Below are 20,081 nucleotides of genomic sequence, written 5' to 3' on the forward strand. Positions count from 1 at the left end.
GCGGCAATTTCAGCCGCGGATCGGCTGTGATCTCCGAGGAAATCTGTCGTGGACCTGCCGTGGGTCAGCGCCCGGAAAGCGTCCTCACCAGCTCTTCTGCGGTACGGCAGCGGTCCAGGAGCTCCTTGACGTGCTTACGGGTCCCGCGCAGCGGCTCCAGGGTGGGGACCCGTTGCAGGGAGTCACGCCCGGGCAGGTCGAAAATGACCGAATCCCACGAGGCGGCGGCGACATCGTCCGCGTACTGCTCCAGGCAGCGGCCGCGGAAGTACGCCCTGGTGTCCTCTGGAGGCTTCTGCTGGGCCCGCTGGACGTCGGGCTCGTCCAGGAGGCGCTTCATCTTGCCGCGGGCCGCCAGACGGTTGTACAGGCCCTTCTCGGGGCGTACGTCGGCGTACTGGAGGTCGATGAGGTGGAGCCGGGCCGCGTCCCAGTCCAGGCCGTCCCGGCGCCGGTAGCCCTCCATGAGCTCACGCTTGGCGACCCAGTCCAGCTCCCCTGACAGGCTCATCGGGTCGTTCTCCAGCCGGCCGAGCACGTCCTCCCACCTGGTCAGGACGTCCTTGGTCTGCTCGTCCGCATCCGCTCCGTAACGGTCCTCGACGTACTTGCGGGCCAGCTCGAAGTACTCCATCTGGAGCTGTACGGCGGTGAGTGTGCGGCCGCTGCGGAGCGTGATCAGATGCTTCAGGCCGGGGTCGTGCGAGACCTGGTGGAGGGCGCGTACCGGCTGGTCGACGGCGAGGTCGACGGCGATGAAGCCGTCCTCGATCATGGAGAGCACCAGGGACGTGGTGCCCAGCTTGAGGTACGTGGAGATCTCGGAGAGGTTGGCGTCGCCGATGATCACATGGAGCCGGCGGTACTTCTCCGCGTCCGCGTGCGGTTCGTCGCGGGTGTTGATGATGGGCCGCTTGAGGGTCGTCTCCAGGCCGACCTCCACCTCGAAGTAATCGGCGCGCTGGCTGAGCTGGAAGCCGTGCTCATGGCCGTCCTGGCCGATACCGACCCGGCCGGCGCCGGTGATCACCTGGCGGGAGACGAAGAACGGCGTCAGATGCCGCACGATGTCCGAAAACGGGGTCTCCCGCTTCATCAGGTAGTTCTCGTGCGTGCCGTAGGAGGCGCCCTTGTTGTCGGTGTTGTTCTTGTAGAGGTGGATGGGCTGGGCGCCGGGGACCTGGGCGGCCCGCTCGGCGGCCTCGGCCATGATCCGCTCGCCGGCCTTGTCCCACAGGACGGCATCGCGGGGGTTGGTGACCTCGGGAGCGCTGTATTCCGGGTGTGCATGGTCGACGTAGAGCCTGGCGCCGTTGGTGAGGATCACATTGGCCAGGCCGATGTCCTCGTCCGTGAGCTGGCTGGCGTCGGCGTTCTCCCGTGCGAGGTCGAAGCCGCGGGCGTCCCGCAGCGGGTTCTCCTCCTCGAAATCCCAGCGGGCACGGCGTGCCCGGTGCATCGCGGCCGCGTAGGCGTTGACGACCTGGGATGAGGTGAGCATGGCATTGGCGTTCGGGTGGCCCGGGACGGAGATCCCGTACTCCGTCTCGATTCCCATTACTCGCCGTACGGTCATGCGGCCCTCCTTGCCCGGCGGCGCCCCCGGCGGGGGTCGGCGCTCAAGTACCGCTTCGCTTCCGGTCCGTGTGCGTGCCCCACGCCCGCACAGCGTGACGCAGCGGTACCGAAGAGCCTAGAACGCCTTTGCGGCGCTGTGGAGATCATTACAGTCATTGCTCCAGTCCGGTTTTCCCTGATACCTCGCGCTCTTTTGGGAGCCCCGGCGGCGCTCCCGGAAAAGCGTCCGGCTGCGGACGCCCCGTGCAGGACATCCGCAGCCGGAGAGCGGTGTTACAGGTATTGGCCGGTATTCGCCACCGTGTCGATGGAACGGCCGGTGTCGGCGCCCTGCTTTCCGGTGACCAAGGTGCGGATGTAGACGATCCGCTCGCCCTTCTTTCCGGAGATCCGGGCCCAGTCGTCCGGGTTGGTGGTGTTGGGCAGGTCCTCGTTCTCCTTGAACTCGTCCACGCACGCCTGCAGGAGGTGGGAGACCCGCAGACCTTTCTGATTGTGTTCGAGGAAGGCCTTGATGGCCATCTTCTTTGCGCGTCCTACGATGTTTTCGATCATCGCACCGGAGTTGAAATCCTTGAAGTAGAGGACTTCCTTGTCGCCATTGGCGTAGGTGACCTCCAGGAAGCGGTTCTCCTCGGATTCCGCGTACATCTGCTCCACGACGGACTGAATCATTCCGCTGACCGCGGCCTTGCGCGAGTCGCCGTGTTCGGCGAGGTCGTCGGAGTGCAGCGGAAGTTTTTCCGTGAGGTACTTCGAGAAGATGTCCTTGGCGGCCTCCGCGTCCGGACGCTCGATCTTGATCTTGACGTCGAGGCGGCCCGGGCGCAGGATCGCGGGGTCGATCATGTCCTCGCGGTTCGAGGCGCCGATCACGATCACGTTCTCGAGGCCCTCGACGCCGTCGATCTCGGAGAGCAGCTGGGGGACGATGGTGTTCTCCACGTCCGAGCTGACGCCGGATCCCCGGGTGCGGAAGAGGGAGTCCATCTCGTCGAAGAAGACGATGACGGGCGTGCCCTCGCTGGCCTTCTCCCTGGCCCGCTGGAAGACCAGCCGGATGTGCCGCTCCGTCTCACCGACGTACTTGTTGAGCAGCTCGGGGCCCTTGATGTTGAGGAAGAAGCTCTTCCCCGCGGGCTGCCCGGTCACCTCGGCGACCTTCTTGGCAAGGGAGTTGGCGACCGCCTTGGCGATGAGCGTCTTGCCGCAGCCGGGCGGGCCGTAGAGCAAAACACCCTTGGGCGGGCGGAGTTCGTGCTCCTTGAAGAGGTCGGGGTAGAGGTACGGAAGCTCGACCGCGTCCCGGATCAGTTCGATCTGGCCGCCCAGACCGCCGATCTTGGTGTAGTCGATGTCCGGGACCTCTTCGAGGACGAGCTCCTCGACCTCGCTCTTCGGAATGACTTCGTAGACGTAGCCGGAGCGGGGCTCGAGAAGCAGGGCGTCGCCGGGGCGGATGGTGGTGTCCAGCAGCGGCTCGGCGAGCCTCACCACCCGTTCCTCGTCGGTGTGCCCGATCACCAGGGCGCGCTCGCCGTCCTCAAGGATCTCCTTGAGGGTGACGATGTCCCCGGCCCTCTCGAACTTCATGGCCTCGACCACATTGAGCGCTTCATTGAGCATGACCTCTTGGCCGCGCCTGAGGTCCTCGGGCTCCACGCTCGGGCTGACATTGACCCGGAGTTTTCTGCCTCCGGTGAAAATGTCGACCGTGCCGTCCTCGTTCGCGTGCAGGAAGACGCCGAAGCCGGCCGGCGGCTGGGCGAGCCGGTCGACCTCTTCTTTGAGGGCGACAATCTGGTCGCGGGCCTCGCGGAGAGTATTGGCGAGACGCTCGTTCTGCGCCGAGACGCCGGCCAGGTTGGTCTGCAGCTCGACGATCCGCTCTTCGAGAATCCTCGTGTGACGCGGAGAGTCGGCGAGCTTGCGTCGCAGGACGGCGATCTCCTGCTCGAGATAGGCAACCTGGCCGGCGGGATCTTCAGACCCCCGCCCCGGCCGGATGCCGCGGTTGATGTCGTCGTCGTGGGCTGCCACGGTCCTCACCTCCTCCAAGGAGCTGGACGCTTCCTGACCCTACCTGGGCCGGTGCAGGTTGAAACCCCTAGATCGAAAAGACTGTCGGGGTGTGTCCGATCTTCACCCTTGCGCACGTCCTCACGCCAAGGGAATACCCACCCAACAACATCGGAAAGCGAGCGGTTGTATCGTCGACTCGGTCAACACCCGTCAGGGCTGGCGCCACTTAGACAAAAACGGTTCACGTACGCAGGAACGGCAGGCGAGATGACCGCACAGGACGAAACCCCGGAGCTGGAAGTCTGGATCGACCAGGATCTCTGCACCGGGGACGGCATCTGTGCGCAGTACGCGCCGGAGGTCTTCGAGCTGGACATCGACGGTCTGGCCTATGTGAAGAGCACCGATGACGAGCTGCTCCAGGACAAGGGGGCCACAACGCCCGTCCCGCTGAAGCTGCTCAATGACGTACGGGACTCCGCGAAGGAGTGCCCGGGGGACTGCATCCACGTCCGCCGCGTCAGCGACCTCGTCGAGGTCTACGGCCCGGACGCGGAGTAGTCCCCAGGGAGCGGAAAGCTCCCACCGGGCACATCCGGTGACCCCTCAGACACGCTCGGTGCTCATGGCGGCGGGGAGTTCGCTCTGGACGAACTTCCCGCCCTTCCATTGCCACTTGGTGTCCTTGCGCACGTCGGGGCAGCAGCGCGGTACGTCGAGGTCGGAGTAGCCCAGGAGCCCCGCGGAGATCACGCCGTCGCTGACGGCGAGCTTCCGGACGCTCAGCTGCTGCGCGGGTGCGAGGAGTGTCGCCACGATCCGCGGTGCCGCCTTGCCGTCCGTGGCCGGCGCGAGGACGTAGACGCCGCTGGGCGGAGTGCCCGTCTCGCTGTGGCAGCGGACCACCGCGACGGTCTCGGTCGTCCCGTCGCCGTCGAGGTCGCCGGAGGCCTTCTTCACCACGTCGAGGCGGTTGGGGCCGCAGTCGACCGGAAAGGCCACCTTCGCGGGGTCGGGGGCGGCTGCGGGGTGGCGGGCGGTGCTGGCGTCGTGAGAGGTCGTGGCGGTGGCATCGGGGGGCTGGACGATGGACGCGGCCGCGACGACCGCCGAGATGGCGGTGGCGGTGGCGAGCCAGTGCATGGGGCGCGGCTGGGTGTGCAAAAGGTCCTGGCCTGCCATGGGCTGCACGCGGGGTAACTCCTGTGAAGTGCTGTGCCGGTGGGAGTGCCCAGCATCGTTCCACAGGAGCGGGCGCCAAGGAACCAGCTGAGCCGGAGTTTTCCGGGTTTCCCGTAAGGGGATGCGTGCGGCGTCCCATACGGGTGCTGTGGGCCCCTGGCCGATGAACGAGACGGCGCCGCCGGCGGTTCCCGGGGCGGGAACTCGTCGGCGGCGCCTGGTGGTTCGGTGGCCTGTTCCGGCCGCCGGGGGCGGGCCCTGTGGGGGCTCGTCGGTGGCGTCCGGCGGTGGCCGTCGGTCGCGTGCGGCGGTGGCGTCAGTCGCGTCCGGCGGCCGCGGCCTGGTCCTTCCCCGGGCCGGTGTAGTCCTCGCCGTACGCGCCCTTGGCGGGCCGGCGGCGGCGCAGCGGGGGCTCCACGCCGTCCGCGAGGCGGCGGGCGGTGAGCAGGAAGCCGGTGTGGCCGATCATGCGGTGGTCGGGGCGGACGGCCAGGCCCTCGACGTGCCAGGTGCGGACCATGGTTTCCCAGGCCGACGGCTCGTTGAAGGTGCCGTGTTCGCGGATCGCCTCGACGGTGCGGGCCAGCTGCGTGGTCGTGGCCACGTAGGCGCAGAGGATGCCGCCGGGGACCAGGGCCTTGGAGACGGCCTCCAGGCACTCCCAGGGGGCGAGCATGTCGAGGATGACGCGGTCGACGTCGGTGTCGGAGAGGTTGTCCTGGAGGTCACCGACGGTCAGGGTCCACGCGGGGTGGGGGCCGCCGAAGTAGCGCTCGACGTTCTGCGTGGCGATCTCGGCGAAGTCGGCGCGGCGCTCGTAGGAGTGCAGCATGCCGTCGTCGCCGATGGCGCGGAGCAGGAAGCTGCTGAGCGAGCCGGAGCCCACACCCGCCTCGACGACCCGGGCGCCGGGGAAGATGTCGGCCATCGCCAGGATCTGCCCCGCGTCCTTGGGGTAGACCACGGCGGCACCGCGGGGCATGGACAGGACGTAGTCGGGGAGCAGCGGGCGCAGCGCGAGGTAGGCGACGTTCCCGGTGGTACGGACAACACTGCCCTCGGGAGCACCGATCAGCTCGTCGTGGGGGAAGGCTCCCTTGTGGGTGTGGAAGCTTTTGCCCTCTTCGAGCGTGAAGGTGTAGTGGCGTCCCTTGGGGTCGGTGAGCTGGACCTGGTCCCCGACCTTGAAGGGCCCGCGACGGCGGGCGGCACCGGTCGGTTCGGACATGTGACCAGCCTACCGGCCCGTTGGGGGCCCGCCGACCAGTGGGGCGGGGCGAGGGCCCGCCGGGAGCAAGGGTGGCCCGGCAGCTGTCGGGGCGGTGGGGTCAGGGTTTGCGGGCCATGGCGGAGACGAAGGCCCGTTCGACGTCGGCGGTGGACAGCACGCCGTAGATCTCGCCGGTGTCCTCGACGACGAGGTATTCGGTGGCGGGGGTGGCGCGCAGATACTCCAGCAGGTCCTCACCGGCGAGCTCGGCGGAGACCCGCATGCCGTCCTTGAGGTCCTGGGCGAGGGTGCCCACGGCCACCCAGGGGCGGCGGTGGTCGGGGACGCCGACGATGGCGGCCTCGCGGACCAGGGCGGTCGGTGCGCCCTGGGGGTCGACGACGACCAGGGCGCGGGCGCCGGCGTCGTTGGCACGGCGCAGCGCCTCGGAGAGCGGGGTGGCGGTCTCGACGGGGATTGCGCGCCGGGTCAGATGGCGGGCGGTGAGGTCGGGGAGGCGTTCGCGCAGCCGGGCCATGCGCAGACTGTTGCCGGCGCCGGTCCAGATGATGGCGGCGAGGATCGCGGCGAGCAGGGCGTCGGTGAGCGAGTCCGCGCCGCCGATCTCGGGGCGGGCGTTGCCCAGGGCGCCGGTGTGGGTGAGCAGCGGCAGACCGATGAGGACGGTGACGGCGAGGGCGCGGCCGACCCAGGCGGCAGCGATGGTGCCGGTCATGGAGTTGCCGGTGACCTTCCAGACCACGGCGCGCAGCATCCGGCCGCCGTCCAGGGGGAGCCCCGGCAGCAGGTTGAAGACGGCGACGATCAGGTTGGAGATCATCAGGCCGGCGAGCAGCACCCCGGGGACGGTGTCCGGCTCGACCAGCTCCATGCCGGCGTAGAACACCCCGGCGAGCGCGAGGGAGAGCAGCGGGCCGACGAAGGCGAGGACGAACTCCCGGCCCGGGCTCTCGGTCTCCTTCTCGATCTCCGAGACGCCGCCGAAGAACTGGAGCTGGATGCGGCGCACGGGGAGCTTGAAGCGGAGCGCGGCGACGGTGTGGGCCAGCTCGTGGACGAGCACCGAGGCGTAGAAGGCGACGGCGAAGAAGAGCGAGACGAGGTAGCGGGCGCCGCCGAGCTCGGGCAGGATGCGCTCCAGTTGGCCGCCGAAGACCCAGGTGATCAGGGCCGCGACGAGGAACCAGCTGGGGGCCACGTAGACGGGCACACCGAAGGGACGCCCCATCAGAATGCCGCCGCCGCTGCCCTTCTTGCCGGGCGGGGGCGCCTTGGGTCCGTTGGTGTCCTTGGGCGGCCCGGGCGGCCGGGGCCGCACGGACTCCTCGGGGTCCTGCGGCTTCCCGCTGTCGTCCACGGTGTGGCGTCCCCTCATCGAATACGGCATTCGCCCCTGCTCGGCCTGATATCTCGATCATGCAGGGCGAAGGGGTCCGGCGTCGATGGTATGCGGAGCGTGGGGGCCTCCTGGGCTGCGGGGCCCGTACTTCCGTACCTTCCGTCCCGCTTCCCGCCCTTGCCGTGCCCGCCCCGTCGCGCACTCCTCGTCGTCCGTCCGCGGCTGTCAGTGGCGGGCCGTAGGGTTCTGTGGCATGGGATGGAGCACGGAGCAGGCCGGGACGGACGCGCAGGGCGGACGGGAGTCCGGCGGGGAGGCGGCCGGAGCGGCGCCGGACGGCGGGGAGCGGGCGCGTCCGCCGGTGGCGCTCTCGCCGTCGCGGGCGAGCGATTTCATGCAGTGCCCGCTGCTGTACCGCTTCCGGGTGATCGACAGGCTGCCGGAGAAGCCGAGCGCGGCGGCGACCCGGGGCACGGTCGTGCATGCGGTGCTGGAGCGGCTCTTCGACGCTCCGGCGGCGCAGCGTACGGCGGCCGGGGCGCGCGCGATGGTGCCCGGCGAGTGGGAGAAGCTGCTGGCCAAGCGGCCGGAGCTGGCCGGGCTGTTCGCTGACGACACCGCGGACGGCACCGCGGGCGAGCGGCTGGCGGCGTGGCTGGCGGAGGCCGAGGCGCTGGTGGAGCGGTGGTTCTCGCTGGAGGACCCGACGCGGCTGGAGCCGGCGGACCGCGAGCTGTATGTGGAGACGGTGCTGGAGTCGGGGCTTCAGCTGCGCGGGTTCATCGACCGGGTGGACGTGGCACCGACGGGCGAGGTGCGGATCGTCGACTACAAGACCGGTAAGGCGCCGCGGCCTCAGTTCGCCGAAGGCGCGCTGTTCCAGATGAAGTTCTACGCCCTGGTGATGTGGCGGCTGCGCGGTGTGCTGCCGCGGCGGCTCCAGCTGGTGTATCTGGGCAGCGGCGATGTGGTGACGTACGACCCGGGCGAGGCCGATCTGCGGGCCGTGGAGCGGAAGTTGCTGGCGCTGTGGGAGGCGATCCAGCTGGCGACGGAGACCGGCGACTGGCGGCCGCGGCCGACGAAGTTGTGCGGCTGGTGCGACCACCAGGCGCACTGTCCGGAATTCGGCGGCACTCCCCCGGTGTACCCGCTCCAGGTGCGCCCGGCGGATGCCGAAAGGGGACCGCAGGGCAGAATGGAGGCGATCTAGCCTGTCCGGGCGTATCGAACGGGCGTAACGAAGGAGAGCTCGTGGCCATCCGCGTCCTGCTGGTCGACGACCAGCCCCTGCTGCGTACGGGATTCCGGATGATTCTGGAGGCGGAGCAGGACCTGGCCGTCGTCGGGGAGGCCGGTGACGGTCTCCAGGCGCTGGAGCAGGTGCGGGCGCTCCAGCCCGATGTGGTGCTGATGGACATCCGGATGCCGCGGATGGACGGGGTCGAGGCGACCCGGCAGATCACCGGTCCGGCGAAGGACGGTCCGGCGAAGGTACTGGTGCTGACGACGTTCGATCTGGACGAGTACGTCGTCGAGGCGCTGCGGGCCGGGGCCAGTGGCTTTCTGCTGAAGGACGCGCCGGCCCATGAGCTGGTGCAGGCGATCCGGGTGGTGGCGGCCGGCGAGGCGATGCTGGCGCCGAGCATCACCCGGCGGCTGCTGGACAAGTACGCCGGGCATCTGCCGTCGGGCGAGGAGCCGGTGCCGGACACCCTGCACACCCTCACCGAGCGCGAGGTGGAGGTGCTCAAGCTGGTGGCGCGCGGGCTGTCGAATGCGGAGATCGCCGCGGATCTGTTCGTGAGCGAGACGACGGTCAAGACGCATGTGGGCCATGTGCTGACGAAGCTGGGGCTGCGCGACCGGGTCCAGGCGGCGGTGTACGCGTACGAGAGCGGGCTGGTGCGCCCCGGCGCGCAGTAGGGCGCCACGGGCGCAGCCAGGGAGGGGTCAGGGACCGCCAAGAAGGCGTCGCAGCGCCCTTCTTGCCCTCCTTGCGAGGTACGGGCGGCCCCGGTGAGGCTCGGAGCCCGTACGGCGGCTCAGGCAGCCCCTGTCGACATCACCGCACCACGGCACAACGGCGGCGGGGCCGGCCCGGGAGATTCCCGGGCCGGCCCCGCCGCCGTGTCCTTGGCGTCCGCCGGCCGTCAGGCCTCGGCCGCCTTGCTGATCTCCCAGAACCGGAAGACCGTCGAGGAGTCCAGCGTCCACTCCAGCCCGCTGATGCCCTCGCGGGCCACGGCGTACTGCTTGCCCTGCCAGATCGGGATCACCGGCACGTCCTGGGCGACGATGTTCTGAAGCTCCCGGAAGGCGGCCTTGGTGGAGCCGCGGTCCTGCTGGTCGGCCGTCTTGGGCAGCAGCCGGCCGGTGATCTCCGGCGAGTTGTAGTTGTTGGACAGGACGTTGTCCTTGCCGAAGAACGGCTGGGTGAAGTTGTCGGGGTCCGGGTAGTCGGGGACCCAGCCCTTGACGTAGACGCCGTACCGGCCGTCCTTCACGCCCTTGTCGTACTCCTCGGTGGGCACGGAGCGCACCTTGGCGTCGAACAGGCCGCTGGCGTTGAGCTGTTGGGCGATCTCCTGGAAGGCCGGGACGGTGCCCGGGCCGAACCGGTCGGGGGTGGCCCACAGCGTGAGCTTCACCTTGCCGTCGAGGCCCGAGGAGCGCAGCGCCTGCTTCGCCTTGTCGGGCTGCGGACGGTCGCCGTAGGTGTTGAAGAACGCGGTGTTGTGACCGGTGATGCCGGCCGGGACGATCGAGTACAGCGGTTCGGCGGTGCGCTGGTAGACGTCCCGGACGAGGGTGGAGCGGTCCAGGAGGTACGCGATCGCCTTGCGGACACCTATCTTGCCGGCGACCGGGTCCTTGACGTTGAAGACCAGGTGCATGATCTCGGCGCTGCCGCCCTCTATCACCTGCGTGCCGTGCTGCTGGCTCAGCGAGGCGCTGCCGAGGTGGGCGATGTCCTTCATGGCCAGGCCTCGGTAGGCCAGGTCGACGCTACCGCTCTCGACGGCCTTCTTGAGCTTGTCCTGCCCGTTGAAGAACTTCACGGTCATACCGGAGTTCTTGGCCTTGGCCGGGCCCTTGTAGGAGCCGTTGACGGCGAAGACGGCCTTGTCGCGGCCGTACTCCTTGAGGGTGTAGACGCCGGATCCGGTGGCCTTGCCGTCGGTGCGCAGCCGGTCGGCGGGGTACTGCTTGTGGTCGACGATGGAGCCGGCGCCCGTGGCGATCTTCATGGGGAAGGTGGCGTCGGGCGTCTTCAGACGGAAGACCACGGTCTTGGCGTCCGGTGCCTCGACCTTGTCCAGGGCGGAGAACATCACGGCGGGGCCGTTTTTGTCGTCGATGCGCTTGGTGCGGTCGAAGGAGAACTTGACGTCCTCGGAGGTCAGCGCGTCACCGTTGCTGAAGGTCAGGCCGTCCTTGAGGGTGCAGCGGTAGACCTTGCTCTCGCTGTCGGTGAAGGCGCAGCGCTTGGCGGCCTCCGGCTCGGGGGTGGTGCCGCCCTTGGGGAAGCTCAGCAGGGACTGGAAGACGTTGTTGAACAGCAGCCACGACCCGACGTCGTAGCCTCCTGCGGGGTCGGTGGCCACGACCTTGTCCGTCATTCCCATGACCACGGGCTCACCGTGGCCTGCCGCTCCCGAGTCGTCCGTGCCGCACCCGGCGAGCGCGAGCAGGGCTGTTGCCAGCCCCGCTCCGATCGGGGCGGCCAGCCACTGGTCACGCTTCCTCACTAAACGGTCCTCACGATCTGGGTGGTGCCTGTCGGGCCGCGGCGTCGGCGCCGCGGCGGTGGGGGTGGAAAAGGTGTGCCGCATCGGATGCGCGCGCTCAGTCGGCGACGCCACGGCCGAGCTCCCAGATCTGCAGCCCGGAGGCCGAGTTGAGGGCCCATTCGATGCCGGTCACATCGTCGCGGGCGGCGACGTACTGCTTGCCCTGCCAGAGCGGGATGAGCGGGACGTCGTCGGCGATGATGTCCTGCGCCTGCTTGAAGTCGGCCGCGGCAGCGTTGCGGTCGGACTGCTGGCGGCTGGACGGGATCAGCTGCGACTCGATCTTGCTGTTGCGGTACGGGGAGCCGAGGAAGTTCTGCTTGCCGATGAACGGCGCGATGTAGTTGTCGGCGTCCGGGATGTCGGGGAACCAGCCCATGTTGTAGACGGTGTACTTGCCGTCCAGGGCGCCGGTACGGAACTCCTGCCAGCTGTCGATGCCCTTGAGGCTGACGTCGAACAGCTTGGTGCTGTTGAGCTGGCGCTGGAGCGCACGGACCTCTGTGCCGGTGCTGGAGCCGTAGTGGTTCGTGGTGTACGTGAGGGTGAACTTCACCGGGGTGGTGATGTTCGCCTGCTGGAGGGCCTTGCGGGCGGCCGCGACGCTGGGGTTCCCGTACTTGTTGAAGAAGGAGTTGATGTGGCCGGTGAGGCCGGTGGGGACCATCGAGAAGAGCGGGTCACCGGTGTACGAGTAGACGTTGCGCACCAGCGCCGAGCGGTTGACGATGTGCGCCATCGCCTGCCGTACGGCCTTGTTGGAGACCAGCGGATCCTTGGTGTTGAAGGCGAGGTAGCGGATCTCCTGGCCCGGCATCTCCTGGAGGGTGAGGTGCTCGTCGCGGGCGTTCTCCAGGCTCTTGACCTGTTCGGGCGCCAGACCACGGTTCATCACGTCGAGGTCGCCGCGGCGCAGCGCCTTCTCCGTGGTCACGGAGTCGTCGAAGAAACGCATCTCCACCTTGTCGTTCTTCAGCTTCACCCCGCCCTTGTAGCCGGGGTTCTTGGTGAAGACGGCCTTGGTGATGCTGTTGCCGCTGTGCTCGACCTTGAGGGTGTACGGGCCGGAGCCGACCAGGTTGAAGCCGCTGTAGAGACGGCCCTTGGGGTACACCTCGGGGTCGACGATGGACGCGGCCGGCGTGGTGAGCTTCTGCGGGAAGGTGGCGTCCGGCTTGTTGAGGTGGAAGACCACCTCGGTGTCGCTGGGGGCCTCGACCTTGTCGATGCCGCTGAGCAGCGGCACCGGACCGTTGGTGTTGTTGATGGTCAGCATGCGGTCGATGGAGAACTTGACGTCCTCCGCCGTCAGCGCATGCCCGTTCGAAAACTTCAGGCCGCTGCGCAGGGTGCACCGGTACTGCTCGTTCCGGGCGTCCCGGAACCCGCACGATTGGGCCGCCTCGGGCACCGGCTCGGTACCGCTGCGCGGCAGCCGCATCAGCGTCTGGAGCGTGTTGCGCAGCACGTTCCATGCGTCGACGTCGTAGGCCTGCGCCGGGTCGAGGGGCGCGGGCGCCACCTTCGTGGCCTCGATATGGGTGGCCACGCCCACGACGATGGGATCGCCGCCATCGCCCGCGCCGTCCGAGCTGCCGCAGGCAGCGAGAACGGGGGCAAGGAGACCGGCCAGCGCCGGCAGCACCAGGGTCTTGCGATTCATCGTCGGCAGGTTCCTTATCAGCGCAGAGGTGTTGCTCGCCCCGACATTAGTAGGAACGGCCAGCCGCGCTGGGACACAAAGGAGTTGTATCGATATGGCTCCCGGATAACGATGGCGGGGGGATCGATATCCGGACGCAGGAACGATTCGCACGTTGCTCCACCAATCCGGACACTTACCCCCGTGGAACACACCGAACGGACCCCCTGGAACACCTGTGGGGCCCGCTGTCGACGGCCCGGCACGTGAGAAACGTCACGCATTCAGGGGGCCAAGGCGATGCACCAATTCAGTCAGAGTATTCGTCACGGAAAATGAGCGGCCCGTTCCGGACAGTTCTGTCGACTTTTCCCTTGACACGCTCAGTGCACGCTGCTGCCGCTTTCCGTGATGAGCGCCCGGAGAAATGGCAGATCGACTTCTTCCAGCGAACGGACGACCGTACGGCCCATCGCGGGCGGGATCGGCGTCAGCGAGGGCACCGCGACGACCGGGCAGCCCGCCGCCTCACCGGCCGTGACCCCCGTCAGGGTGTCCTCGACCACGGCACAGCGCGCCGGGTCCGCCCCCAGCCGCGCGGCGGCCGTCAGGTACGGGTCCGGGTGCGGCTTGGTGCGCACCAGGTCATCGCCCGCGAGCGTCAGCCGGAAGTGCTCCGGGCCGAGCGAGTGCAGCATCTGGTCGACGATGGCGCGGTGGGACGCGGTGACCAGTGCGGTCGGCACCTCATGGGCGGCCAGTTCGGCGAGCAGCCTGCGGGCGCCCGGCATCAGCGGGACGCCACGCCCGATCCGGGCCAGGAAGGCGGCGTTGATCAGCACGCTGAGCTCGGTCAGGCTGATGTCGACGCCGGTGGCCTGAATCAGATAGTTGGCGCTGCGGGTCATCGGCCCGCCGACCACCACCTCGCGGTGGGTGTCGTCCAGGATGTGACCGAGCTCGGCGAACACCTCGGCCTCCGCCTCCCACCAGAACCCCTCGGTGTCGACGAGCGTGCCGTCGAGGTCGAGGAAGACGGCCTGGAGGGTCGCGCCGTCGGCCGTTCGGGTGCCGATCGCGGGGATGCTGCTGGTCATCCATCCACCTCCACTGCGACGTCCCAGAAGGGACGAAAGGGCCGGCCGCCATCCCCGGCTGGGGGAAACGACCGGCCACTACCGGACCGACAAGTGTACGACGGTGCGCGCCGGAAAGCGCGGTGATGCTGGTCAGGGCCGTCCGGAGGGTGTCCGGACGGCCCTGAACCGCTCACGCGGAGCTGCTGCGATACGGCGGGACGCCGCTACCGCGCGTTGAAGTACTTCGCCTCCGGGTGGTGGATGACGATGGCGTCCGTGGACTGCTCCGGGTGGAGCTGGAACTCCTCGGAGAGCTCGACGCCGATCCGCTCCGGCTTCAGCAGGTCGGCGATCTTGGCGCGGTCCTCCAGGTCGGGGCAGGCGCCGTAGCCCAGCGAGAAACGCGCACCGCGGTACTTGAGCGCGAACATGTCCTCGACGTCGTCGGGGTCCTCGCCGCCGAAGCCCAGTTCGGCGCGGACCCGGGCGTGCCAGTACTCCGCCAGCGCCTCGGCCAACTGGACGGACAGCCCGTGCAGTTCGAGGTAGTCGCGGTAGGAGTTGGCCTCGAAGAGCTCGGCGGTGGCGGCGCCGATCCGCGAGCCGACGGTGACGACCTGAAGGCCGACGACATCGGTCTCGCCGGACTCCTCCGGGCGGAAGTAGTCCGCCAGGCACAGCCGCCGGCCGCGGCGCTGGCGCGGGAAGGTGAAGCGGGTCCGCTCGGTGCCGTCCTCGTGCAGCAGGATCAGGTCCTCGCCCTTGGACACGCACGGGAAGTAACCGTGGACGACCGCGGCTTCCAGCAGGTTCTCGGTCTGCAGCTTGTCGAGCCAGCCGCGCAGCCGGGGCCGGCCCTCGGTCTCCACCAGCTCCTCGTACGTCGGCCCCTCGCCGGTACGCGCCTGCTTCAGGCCCCACTGGCCCTTGAACAGCGCGCCCTCGTCCAGCCAGGACGCATAGTCCGCGAGCTGGATGCCCTTGACGACCCGGGTGCCCCAGAACGGCGGGGTCGGCACGGGGTTGTCGGTGGCGACGTCGGAGCGCACCGCGCCCTCGGGCTCCTCGACCTCCAGCATCGCGGTGTCCCGCTTGGGCACCCGGCGCTGCTTGAGTTCGGGCAGCGTGGCGCCGGGCACCCCGCGCTTGACGGCGATCAGGGCGTCCATCAGGCGCAGGCCCTCGAACGCGTCGCGGGCGTAGCGGACTTCGCCCTCGTAGATCTCGTGCAGGTCCTGCTCGACGTAGGCGCGGGTGAGGGCCGCTCCGCCCAGGATGACGGGGAAGTCGGCCGCCATCTTGCGCTGGTTGAGCTCCTCCAGGTTCTCCTTCATGATCACCGTGGACTTGACCAGGAGGCCGGACATCCCGATGACGTCGGCGCGGTGTTCCTCGGCGGCTTCGAGGATCGCCGACACCGGCTGCTTGATACCGAGGTTGACGACGTTGTAGCCGTTGTTGGACAGGATGATGTCGACCAGGTTCTTGCCGATGTCATGGACGTCGCCGCGGACGGTGGCCAGCACGATCGTGCCCTTGCCCTCGTCGTCCGACTTCTCCATGTGCGGCTCCAGGTAGGCCACCGCGCTCTTCATGACCTCGGCGGACTGGAGCACGAACGGCAGCTGCATCTGGCCGGATCCGAAAAGTTCGCCGACGACCTTCATGCCCTCCAGGAGGGTGTCGTTGACGATGTCGAGGGCGGGGCGCTCCTTCAGCGCCTCGTCGAGGTCGGCCTCCAGGCCGTTCTTCTCACCGTCGATGATCCGCCGCCGCAGCCGCTCCTCCAGCGGCAGCGCGGCCAGCTCCTCGGCCTTGCCGGCCTTCAGGGACTTGGCGGTGGCGCCCTCGAAGAGCTCCATGAGCTTCTGCAGGGGGTCGTAGCCCTCGCGGCGCCGGTCGTAGATCAGGTCGAGGGCGACCTGGACCTGCTCCTCCTCCAGCCGGGCGATCGGCAGGATCTTGGAGGCGTGCACGATGGCGGAGTCCAGGCCGGCCTTGACGCACTCGTCCAGGAAGACGGAGTTGAGGACGATCCGCGCGGCCGGGTTGAGGCCGAAGGAGATGTTGGACAGGCCCAGGGTGGTCTGGACTTCCGGGTGCCGCTTCTTCAGCTCGCGGATGGCCTCGATGGTGTTGATGCCGTCCTTGCGGGACTCCTCCTGGCCCGTGCAGATGGTGAAGGTCAGACAGTCGATGAGGATGTCGCACTCACGGATGCCCCAGTTGCCGGTCAGATCGGCGATCAGCCGCTCGGCCACGGCGACCTTGTGCTCGGCGGTGCGGGCCTGGCCCTCCTCGTCGATGGTGAGCGCGATCAGCGCCGCACCGTGCTCGGCCGCCAGCGCGGTGACCTTCGCGAAGCGCGACTCGGGGCCGTCGCCGTCCTCGTAGTTGACGGAGTTGATGACGGCCCGGCCGCCCAGCTTCTCCAGTCCGGCCTGGATGACGTTCAGCTCGGTGGAGTCCAGGACGAGGGGCAGGGTGGAGGCGGTGGCGAAGCGGCCGGCCAGCTCCTCCATGTCGGCGACGCCGTCCCGGCCGACGTAGTCGACGCACAGGTCGAGCATGTGGGCGCCCTCGCGGATCTGGTCGCGGGCCATCTCCACACAGTCGTCCCAGCGGCCCGCCAGCATCGCGTCGCGGAACTTCTTCGAGCCGTTGGCGTTGGTGCGCTCGCCGATGGCCAGGTACGAGGTGTCCTGGCGGAACGGCACGGTCTGGTAGAGGGAGGCGGCGCCCGGCTCCGGGCGCACCTCGCGCGCGGGCGGGGTGACGCCGCGGACCCGCTCGACGACCTGGCGCAGGTGCTCGGGGGTGGTGCCGCAGCAGCCGCCGACCAGGGAGAGGCCGTACTCGGCGACGAAGGTCTCCTGGGCGTCGGCCAGCTCGCCCGCGGTGAGCGGGTAGTGCGCGCCGTTCTTGCCCAGCACCGGCAGGCCCGCGTTGGGCATGCAGGAGAGCGGGACGCGGGAGTTGCGGGCGAGGTAGCGCAGGTGCTCGCTCATCTCGGCCGGGCCGGTGGCGCAGTTCAGGCCGATCATGTCGATGCCCAGCGGCTCCAGGGCCGTCAGCGCGGCGCCGATCTCGGAGCCGAGCAGCATGGTGCCGGTGGTCTCGACGGTGACCGAGCAGATCACCGGGAGGTCGGTCCCGGTGGCCTTCAGGGCGCGGCGGGCGCCCAGGATGGCGGCCTTGGTCTGGAGCAGGTCCTGGGTGGTCTCGACGAGCAGCGCGTCCGCACCGCCGGCGATCATGCCCTCGGCGTTCTGCTGGTAGGCGTCGCGCAGCGTGACGTAGGGGGCGTGGCCCAGGGTGGGCAGCTTGGTGCCGGGGCCCATGGAGCCGAGGACGTAGCGCTGCTGGCCGGTGGAGGCGGTGAACTCGTCGGCGACCTCGCGGGCGATCCGGGCGCCGGCCTCGGAGAGCTCGTGGACGCGCTCGGGGATGTCGTACTCGGCCAGTGCGGCGAAGTTCGCGCCGAAGGTGTTGGTCTCCACGCAGTCGACGCCGACCGCGAAGTACTCCTCGTGCACCGAGCGGACGATGTCGGGCCGGGTGATGTTGAGGATCTCGTTGCAGCCCTCCAGCTGCTCGAAGTCCTCCATGGTCGGGTCCTGCGCCTGCAGCATGGTGCCCATCGCGCCGTCGGCGACCACCACCCGGGAGGCCAGTGCCTCCCTGAAGGATTCGACGCGGGCTGAGCTGGTGGACGATGGCGTGTTCGAGGCCATGGAGGTGCTCCCTGGTTGCGACGGCTGTCGGCTTTGCGCCCCCAGGAGAGGGCGCACCCGGCCAGCGTAGCTGCCGGTCCGGTACACGTGTTCCCCGTTTCACGCCGTGGACAGCACACCACCACCCCCTGTCGTGCGCCATCCGTGCTCATTGGCAGACTCCGGTTCGCTGAGCAAGAACGTCCGGTTCGCTGACGTGAGTCGGCATGGGCCGATATCGTTCAGCATTGTCGAACCGCATACTTCGGAGGTTGCCCGATGGCACGGACCATCCAGTCGCTGGAGCGCGCCGCCGCGATGTTGCGGCTGCTCGCAGGAGGGGAGCGGCGGCTGGGGCTCTCCGACATCTCCTCCTCCCTGGGACTGGCCAAGGGCACCGCACACGGCATCCTGCGCACCCTCCAGCAGGAGGGGTTCGTCGAGCAGGAGGCGACCTCCGGCCGCTACCAGCTGGGCGCGGAGCTGCTGCGGCTTGGCAACAGCTACCTGGACGTGCACGAGCTGCGCGCCCGCGCCCTGGTGTGGACCGACGACCTGGCCCGCTCCAGCGGCGAGGCGGTCTATCTGGGCGTGCTGCACCAGCAGGGCGTCCTGGTCGTGCACCACGTCTTCCGGCCGGACGACAGCCGGCAGGTGCTGGAGGTGGGCGCGATGCAGCCGCTGCACAGCACCGCCCTGGGCAAGGTGCTCTCGGCGTACGACCCGGTGGCGCACAGCGAGGTGGTCGAGTCGGAGCTGGAGGCGTTCACCCCGCGCACGGTGACCGGCCTCGGGGACTTCGAGGGGCTGCTGGATCTGACCAGGGCGCGCGGCTGGGCCGCGGACGTGGAGGAGACCTGGGAGGGCGTGGCCGCGGTGGCGGCGCCGATCCACGACCGGCGGCGGATGCCGGTGGGTGCGGTGGGCATCACGGGAGCGGTGGAGCGGATCTGCCTTGACGGCGAACTGCGGCCGGAAATCGTCGCTGCCGTGAGGGATTGCGCACGCGCAGTGTCCCGTGATCTTGGCGCCGGGCGATTCTGACCGGTTTGACACCTTAAGTTCACCTAAGTTTTTCGCCAAAGAACCCTTGACGCGGTCCTTACGGTGAACAAAACTGCCGTTCGTCGGTCGGCATTGTCGAACACCTAACGACAATATTCGCTATGGTGAGGCATTGCCGGTCCGGCCAACGCCCTCTCGGAGGGCGCGGACCACCGGACGGGACCCGGGGTTCGCCTTCCCCTGGACGAAGGACAAAGGAGTCGCCGGTGTCCAGCTCCGACATCTTCATCAGCGAGACCATCGGTACCGCTGTACTGCTTCTGATGGGCGGTGGCGTCTGCGCCGCCGTCACGTTCAAGCGCTCCAAGGCGTTCAACGCCGGATGGGTCGCCATCGCCTTCGGGTGGGGCTTCGCCGTCCTCACGGGTGCCTACATCGCCGTGAAGTCCGGCGCACACCTCAACCCCGCCGTCACCATCGCCCTGGCCATCAAGGGCGGCATCGAGTGGAGCCAGGTGCCGGTCTACCTGGCCGGCGAGATGCTCGGCGCCATGATCGGCGCGGTGCTGGTGTGGATCGTCTACTACGGACAGTTCCGGGCGCATCTCACCGACCCCGAGGTGCTGGCCGACCACACCACCGAGGAGGGTCTGGTCGACCCGAAGGCCGCTCCCAAGGCCGGCCCGGTGCTCGGCATCTTCTCCACCGGCCCGGAGATCCGGAACGTCGTGCAGAACCTGGCCACCGAGATCATCGCCACCGTCGTGCTGGTGCTCTCGATCCTCACGCTGGGTCTGAGCGACAACGGCAAGGGCGTCGGCGTCATCGGCACCCTGCTGGTCGCCCTGGTCGTCGTCGGCATCGGTCTGTCGCTGGGTGGTCCGACCGGGTACGCGATCAACCCGGTCCGCGACCTCGGCCCGCGTATCGTGCACGCGCTTCTGCCGCTGCCGAACAAGGGCGGTTCAGACTGGGGCTACGCCTGGATCCCGGTCGTCGGCCCGCTGATCGGCGGCGCCCTCGCCGGAGGCCTGTACCAGGTGGCGTTCGCCTGAGCCGCCTGACCGCCCCGCCGCCGCCCGCAGAGACTTCTTGGAGCACACCATGAGCGACACCCACACGACCATCGAGCACGGCTCCCACGGCCACGGTCCGTTCATCGCGGCCATCGACCAGGGCACCACCTCCAGCCGCTGCATCGTCTTCGACAAGGACGGCCGGATCGTCTCGGTCGACCAGAAGGAGCACGAGCAGATCTTCCCGAAGCCGGGCTGGGTCGAGCACGACGCGGCCGAGATCTGGACCAACGTCCAGCAGGTCGTCGACGGCGCCGTCGAGAAGGCGGGGATCACCTCCGCCGACGTCAAGGCCATCGGCATCACCAACCAGCGTGAGACCACTGTCCTTTGGGACAAGAACACCGGTGAGCCGGTCCACAACGCGATCGTCTGGCAGGACACCCGCACCGACGCGCTGTGCAAGGAACTCGGCCGCAA

General features: G+C 68.9%; 15 protein-coding genes. 6 read left to right on the plus strand and 9 right to left on the minus strand.

Annotation, left to right across the window (positions count from 1 at the left end):
- Positions 1-64: 64 nt before the first annotated feature.
- Positions 65-1,576: a depupylase/deamidase Dop gene (gene dop / locus ACZ55A_RS22280; protein WP_468842624.1), complete on the minus strand. Its 1,512-nt coding sequence runs from the start codon at positions 1,574-1,576 to the stop codon at positions 65-67.
- Positions 1,577-1,851: 275 nt separating this feature from the next.
- The gene (arc, locus tag ACZ55A_RS22285; protein ID WP_468842627.1) at positions 1,852-3,618 is read right to left on the minus strand and encodes a proteasome ATPase; all 1,767 of its coding nucleotides are present in this window, start codon (positions 3,616-3,618) and stop codon (positions 1,852-1,854) included.
- Between the two features lie 249 nt (positions 3,619-3,867).
- On the opposite strand from arc, the gene ACZ55A_RS22290 reads away from it, so the two are divergent.
- A complete protein-coding gene (locus ACZ55A_RS22290; protein ID WP_468842630.1) occupies positions 3,868-4,161 on the plus strand; it encodes a ferredoxin in 294 nt (97 codons plus the stop codon).
- 45 nt (positions 4,162-4,206) lie between these two features.
- Here the strand turns inward: ACZ55A_RS22290 and ACZ55A_RS22295 are convergent, their stop codons facing one another.
- The 3 genes from ACZ55A_RS22295 to ACZ55A_RS22305 form a co-directional block, all read right to left on the minus strand.
- Complete coding sequence (locus tag ACZ55A_RS22295; protein WP_468842678.1) at positions 4,207-4,782, minus strand: hypothetical protein; 576 nt, start codon at positions 4,780-4,782, stop codon at positions 4,207-4,209.
- A gap of 316 nt (positions 4,783-5,098) precedes the next feature.
- Entirely contained in the window at positions 5,099-6,010 is a 912-nt protein-coding gene (locus tag ACZ55A_RS22300; protein ID WP_468842633.1) for a tRNA (adenine-N1)-methyltransferase, read from the minus strand.
- A 100-nt stretch (positions 6,011-6,110) separates the two neighbouring features.
- The gene (locus ACZ55A_RS22305; protein WP_468842636.1) at positions 6,111-7,370 is read right to left on the minus strand and encodes a site-2 protease family protein; all 1,260 of its coding nucleotides are present in this window, start codon (positions 7,368-7,370) and stop codon (positions 6,111-6,113) included.
- A gap of 235 nt (positions 7,371-7,605) precedes the next feature.
- Between ACZ55A_RS22305 and ACZ55A_RS22310 the strand changes: the two genes are divergently transcribed.
- Both ACZ55A_RS22310 and ACZ55A_RS22315 read left to right on the plus strand, forming a co-directional pair.
- A complete protein-coding gene (locus ACZ55A_RS22310) occupies positions 7,606-8,565 on the plus strand; it encodes a RecB family exonuclease (protein ID WP_468842639.1) in 960 nt (319 codons plus the stop codon).
- Positions 8,566-8,606: 41 nt separating this feature from the next.
- The gene (locus ACZ55A_RS22315) at positions 8,607-9,278 is read left to right on the plus strand and encodes a response regulator (RefSeq protein WP_066975498.1); all 672 of its coding nucleotides are present in this window, start codon (positions 8,607-8,609) and stop codon (positions 9,276-9,278) included.
- 227 nt (positions 9,279-9,505) lie between these two features.
- Here the strand turns inward: ACZ55A_RS22315 and ACZ55A_RS22320 are convergent, their stop codons facing one another.
- From ACZ55A_RS22320 to metH, 4 genes are all read right to left on the minus strand, one after another.
- Positions 9,506-11,104, minus strand: coding sequence for an ABC transporter substrate-binding protein (locus ACZ55A_RS22320; protein ID WP_468842643.1), 1,599 nt, complete (start codon positions 11,102-11,104; stop codon positions 9,506-9,508).
- A gap of 97 nt (positions 11,105-11,201) precedes the next feature.
- Positions 11,202-12,809, minus strand: a complete 1,608-nt coding sequence (locus tag ACZ55A_RS22325) for an ABC transporter substrate-binding protein (RefSeq protein WP_468842645.1) — start codon at positions 12,807-12,809, stop codon at positions 11,202-11,204.
- 362 nt (positions 12,810-13,171) lie between these two features.
- Complete coding sequence (locus ACZ55A_RS22330) at positions 13,172-13,885, minus strand: HAD family hydrolase (protein ID WP_468842647.1); 714 nt, start codon at positions 13,883-13,885, stop codon at positions 13,172-13,174.
- Positions 13,886-14,091: 206 nt separating this feature from the next.
- Entirely contained in the window at positions 14,092-17,601 is a 3,510-nt protein-coding gene (gene metH, locus ACZ55A_RS22335) for a methionine synthase (protein WP_468842650.1), read from the minus strand.
- Positions 17,602-17,859: 258 nt separating this feature from the next.
- On the opposite strand from metH, the gene ACZ55A_RS22340 reads away from it, so the two are divergent.
- The 3 genes from ACZ55A_RS22340 to ACZ55A_RS22350 form a co-directional block, all read left to right on the plus strand.
- Positions 17,860-18,624 carry an IclR family transcriptional regulator gene (locus tag ACZ55A_RS22340; RefSeq protein ID WP_468842652.1) on the plus strand — a complete coding sequence of 255 codons (765 nt, stop codon included), beginning with the start codon at positions 17,860-17,862 and terminating at the stop codon, positions 18,622-18,624.
- 227 nt (positions 18,625-18,851) lie between these two features.
- Complete coding sequence (locus ACZ55A_RS22345) at positions 18,852-19,640, plus strand: MIP/aquaporin family protein (protein ID WP_468842655.1); 789 nt, start codon at positions 18,852-18,854, stop codon at positions 19,638-19,640.
- A gap of 49 nt (positions 19,641-19,689) precedes the next feature.
- Positions 19,690-20,081: FGGY family carbohydrate kinase (locus tag ACZ55A_RS22350; RefSeq protein ID WP_468842657.1), on the plus strand; the 392-nt coding region annotated here is incomplete at its 3' end.

Source organism: Streptomyces sp. NPDC034111 (assembly GCF_055575375.1).

What these genes read in the sequence shown, in the direction of transcription:
- dop (WP_468842624.1), bottom strand. Translation starts at nt 1,576, where the DNA reads ATGACCGTACGGCGAGTAATGGGAATCGAGACGGAGTACGGGATCTCC.
- ACZ55A_RS22290 (WP_468842630.1), top strand. Translation starts at nt 3,868, where the DNA reads ATGACCGCACAGGACGAAACCCCGGAGCTGGAAGTCTGGATCGACCAG.
- ACZ55A_RS22295 (WP_468842678.1), bottom strand. Translation starts at nt 4,782, where the DNA reads ATGGCAGGCCAGGACCTTTTGCACACCCAGCCGCGCCCCATGCACTGG.
- ACZ55A_RS22300 (WP_468842633.1), bottom strand. Translation starts at nt 6,010, where the DNA reads ATGTCCGAACCGACCGGTGCCGCCCGCCGTCGCGGGCCCTTCAAGGTC.
- ACZ55A_RS22310 (WP_468842639.1), top strand. Translation starts at nt 7,606, where the DNA reads ATGGGATGGAGCACGGAGCAGGCCGGGACGGACGCGCAGGGCGGACGG.
- ACZ55A_RS22325 (WP_468842645.1), bottom strand. Translation starts at nt 12,809, where the DNA reads ATGAATCGCAAGACCCTGGTGCTGCCGGCGCTGGCCGGTCTCCTTGCC.
- ACZ55A_RS22330 (WP_468842647.1), bottom strand. Translation starts at nt 13,885, where the DNA reads ATGACCAGCAGCATCCCCGCGATCGGCACCCGAACGGCCGACGGCGCG.
- metH (WP_468842650.1), bottom strand. Translation starts at nt 17,601, where the DNA reads ATGGCCTCGAACACGCCATCGTCCACCAGCTCAGCCCGCGTCGAATCC.
- ACZ55A_RS22340 (WP_468842652.1), top strand. Translation starts at nt 17,860, where the DNA reads ATGGCACGGACCATCCAGTCGCTGGAGCGCGCCGCCGCGATGTTGCGG.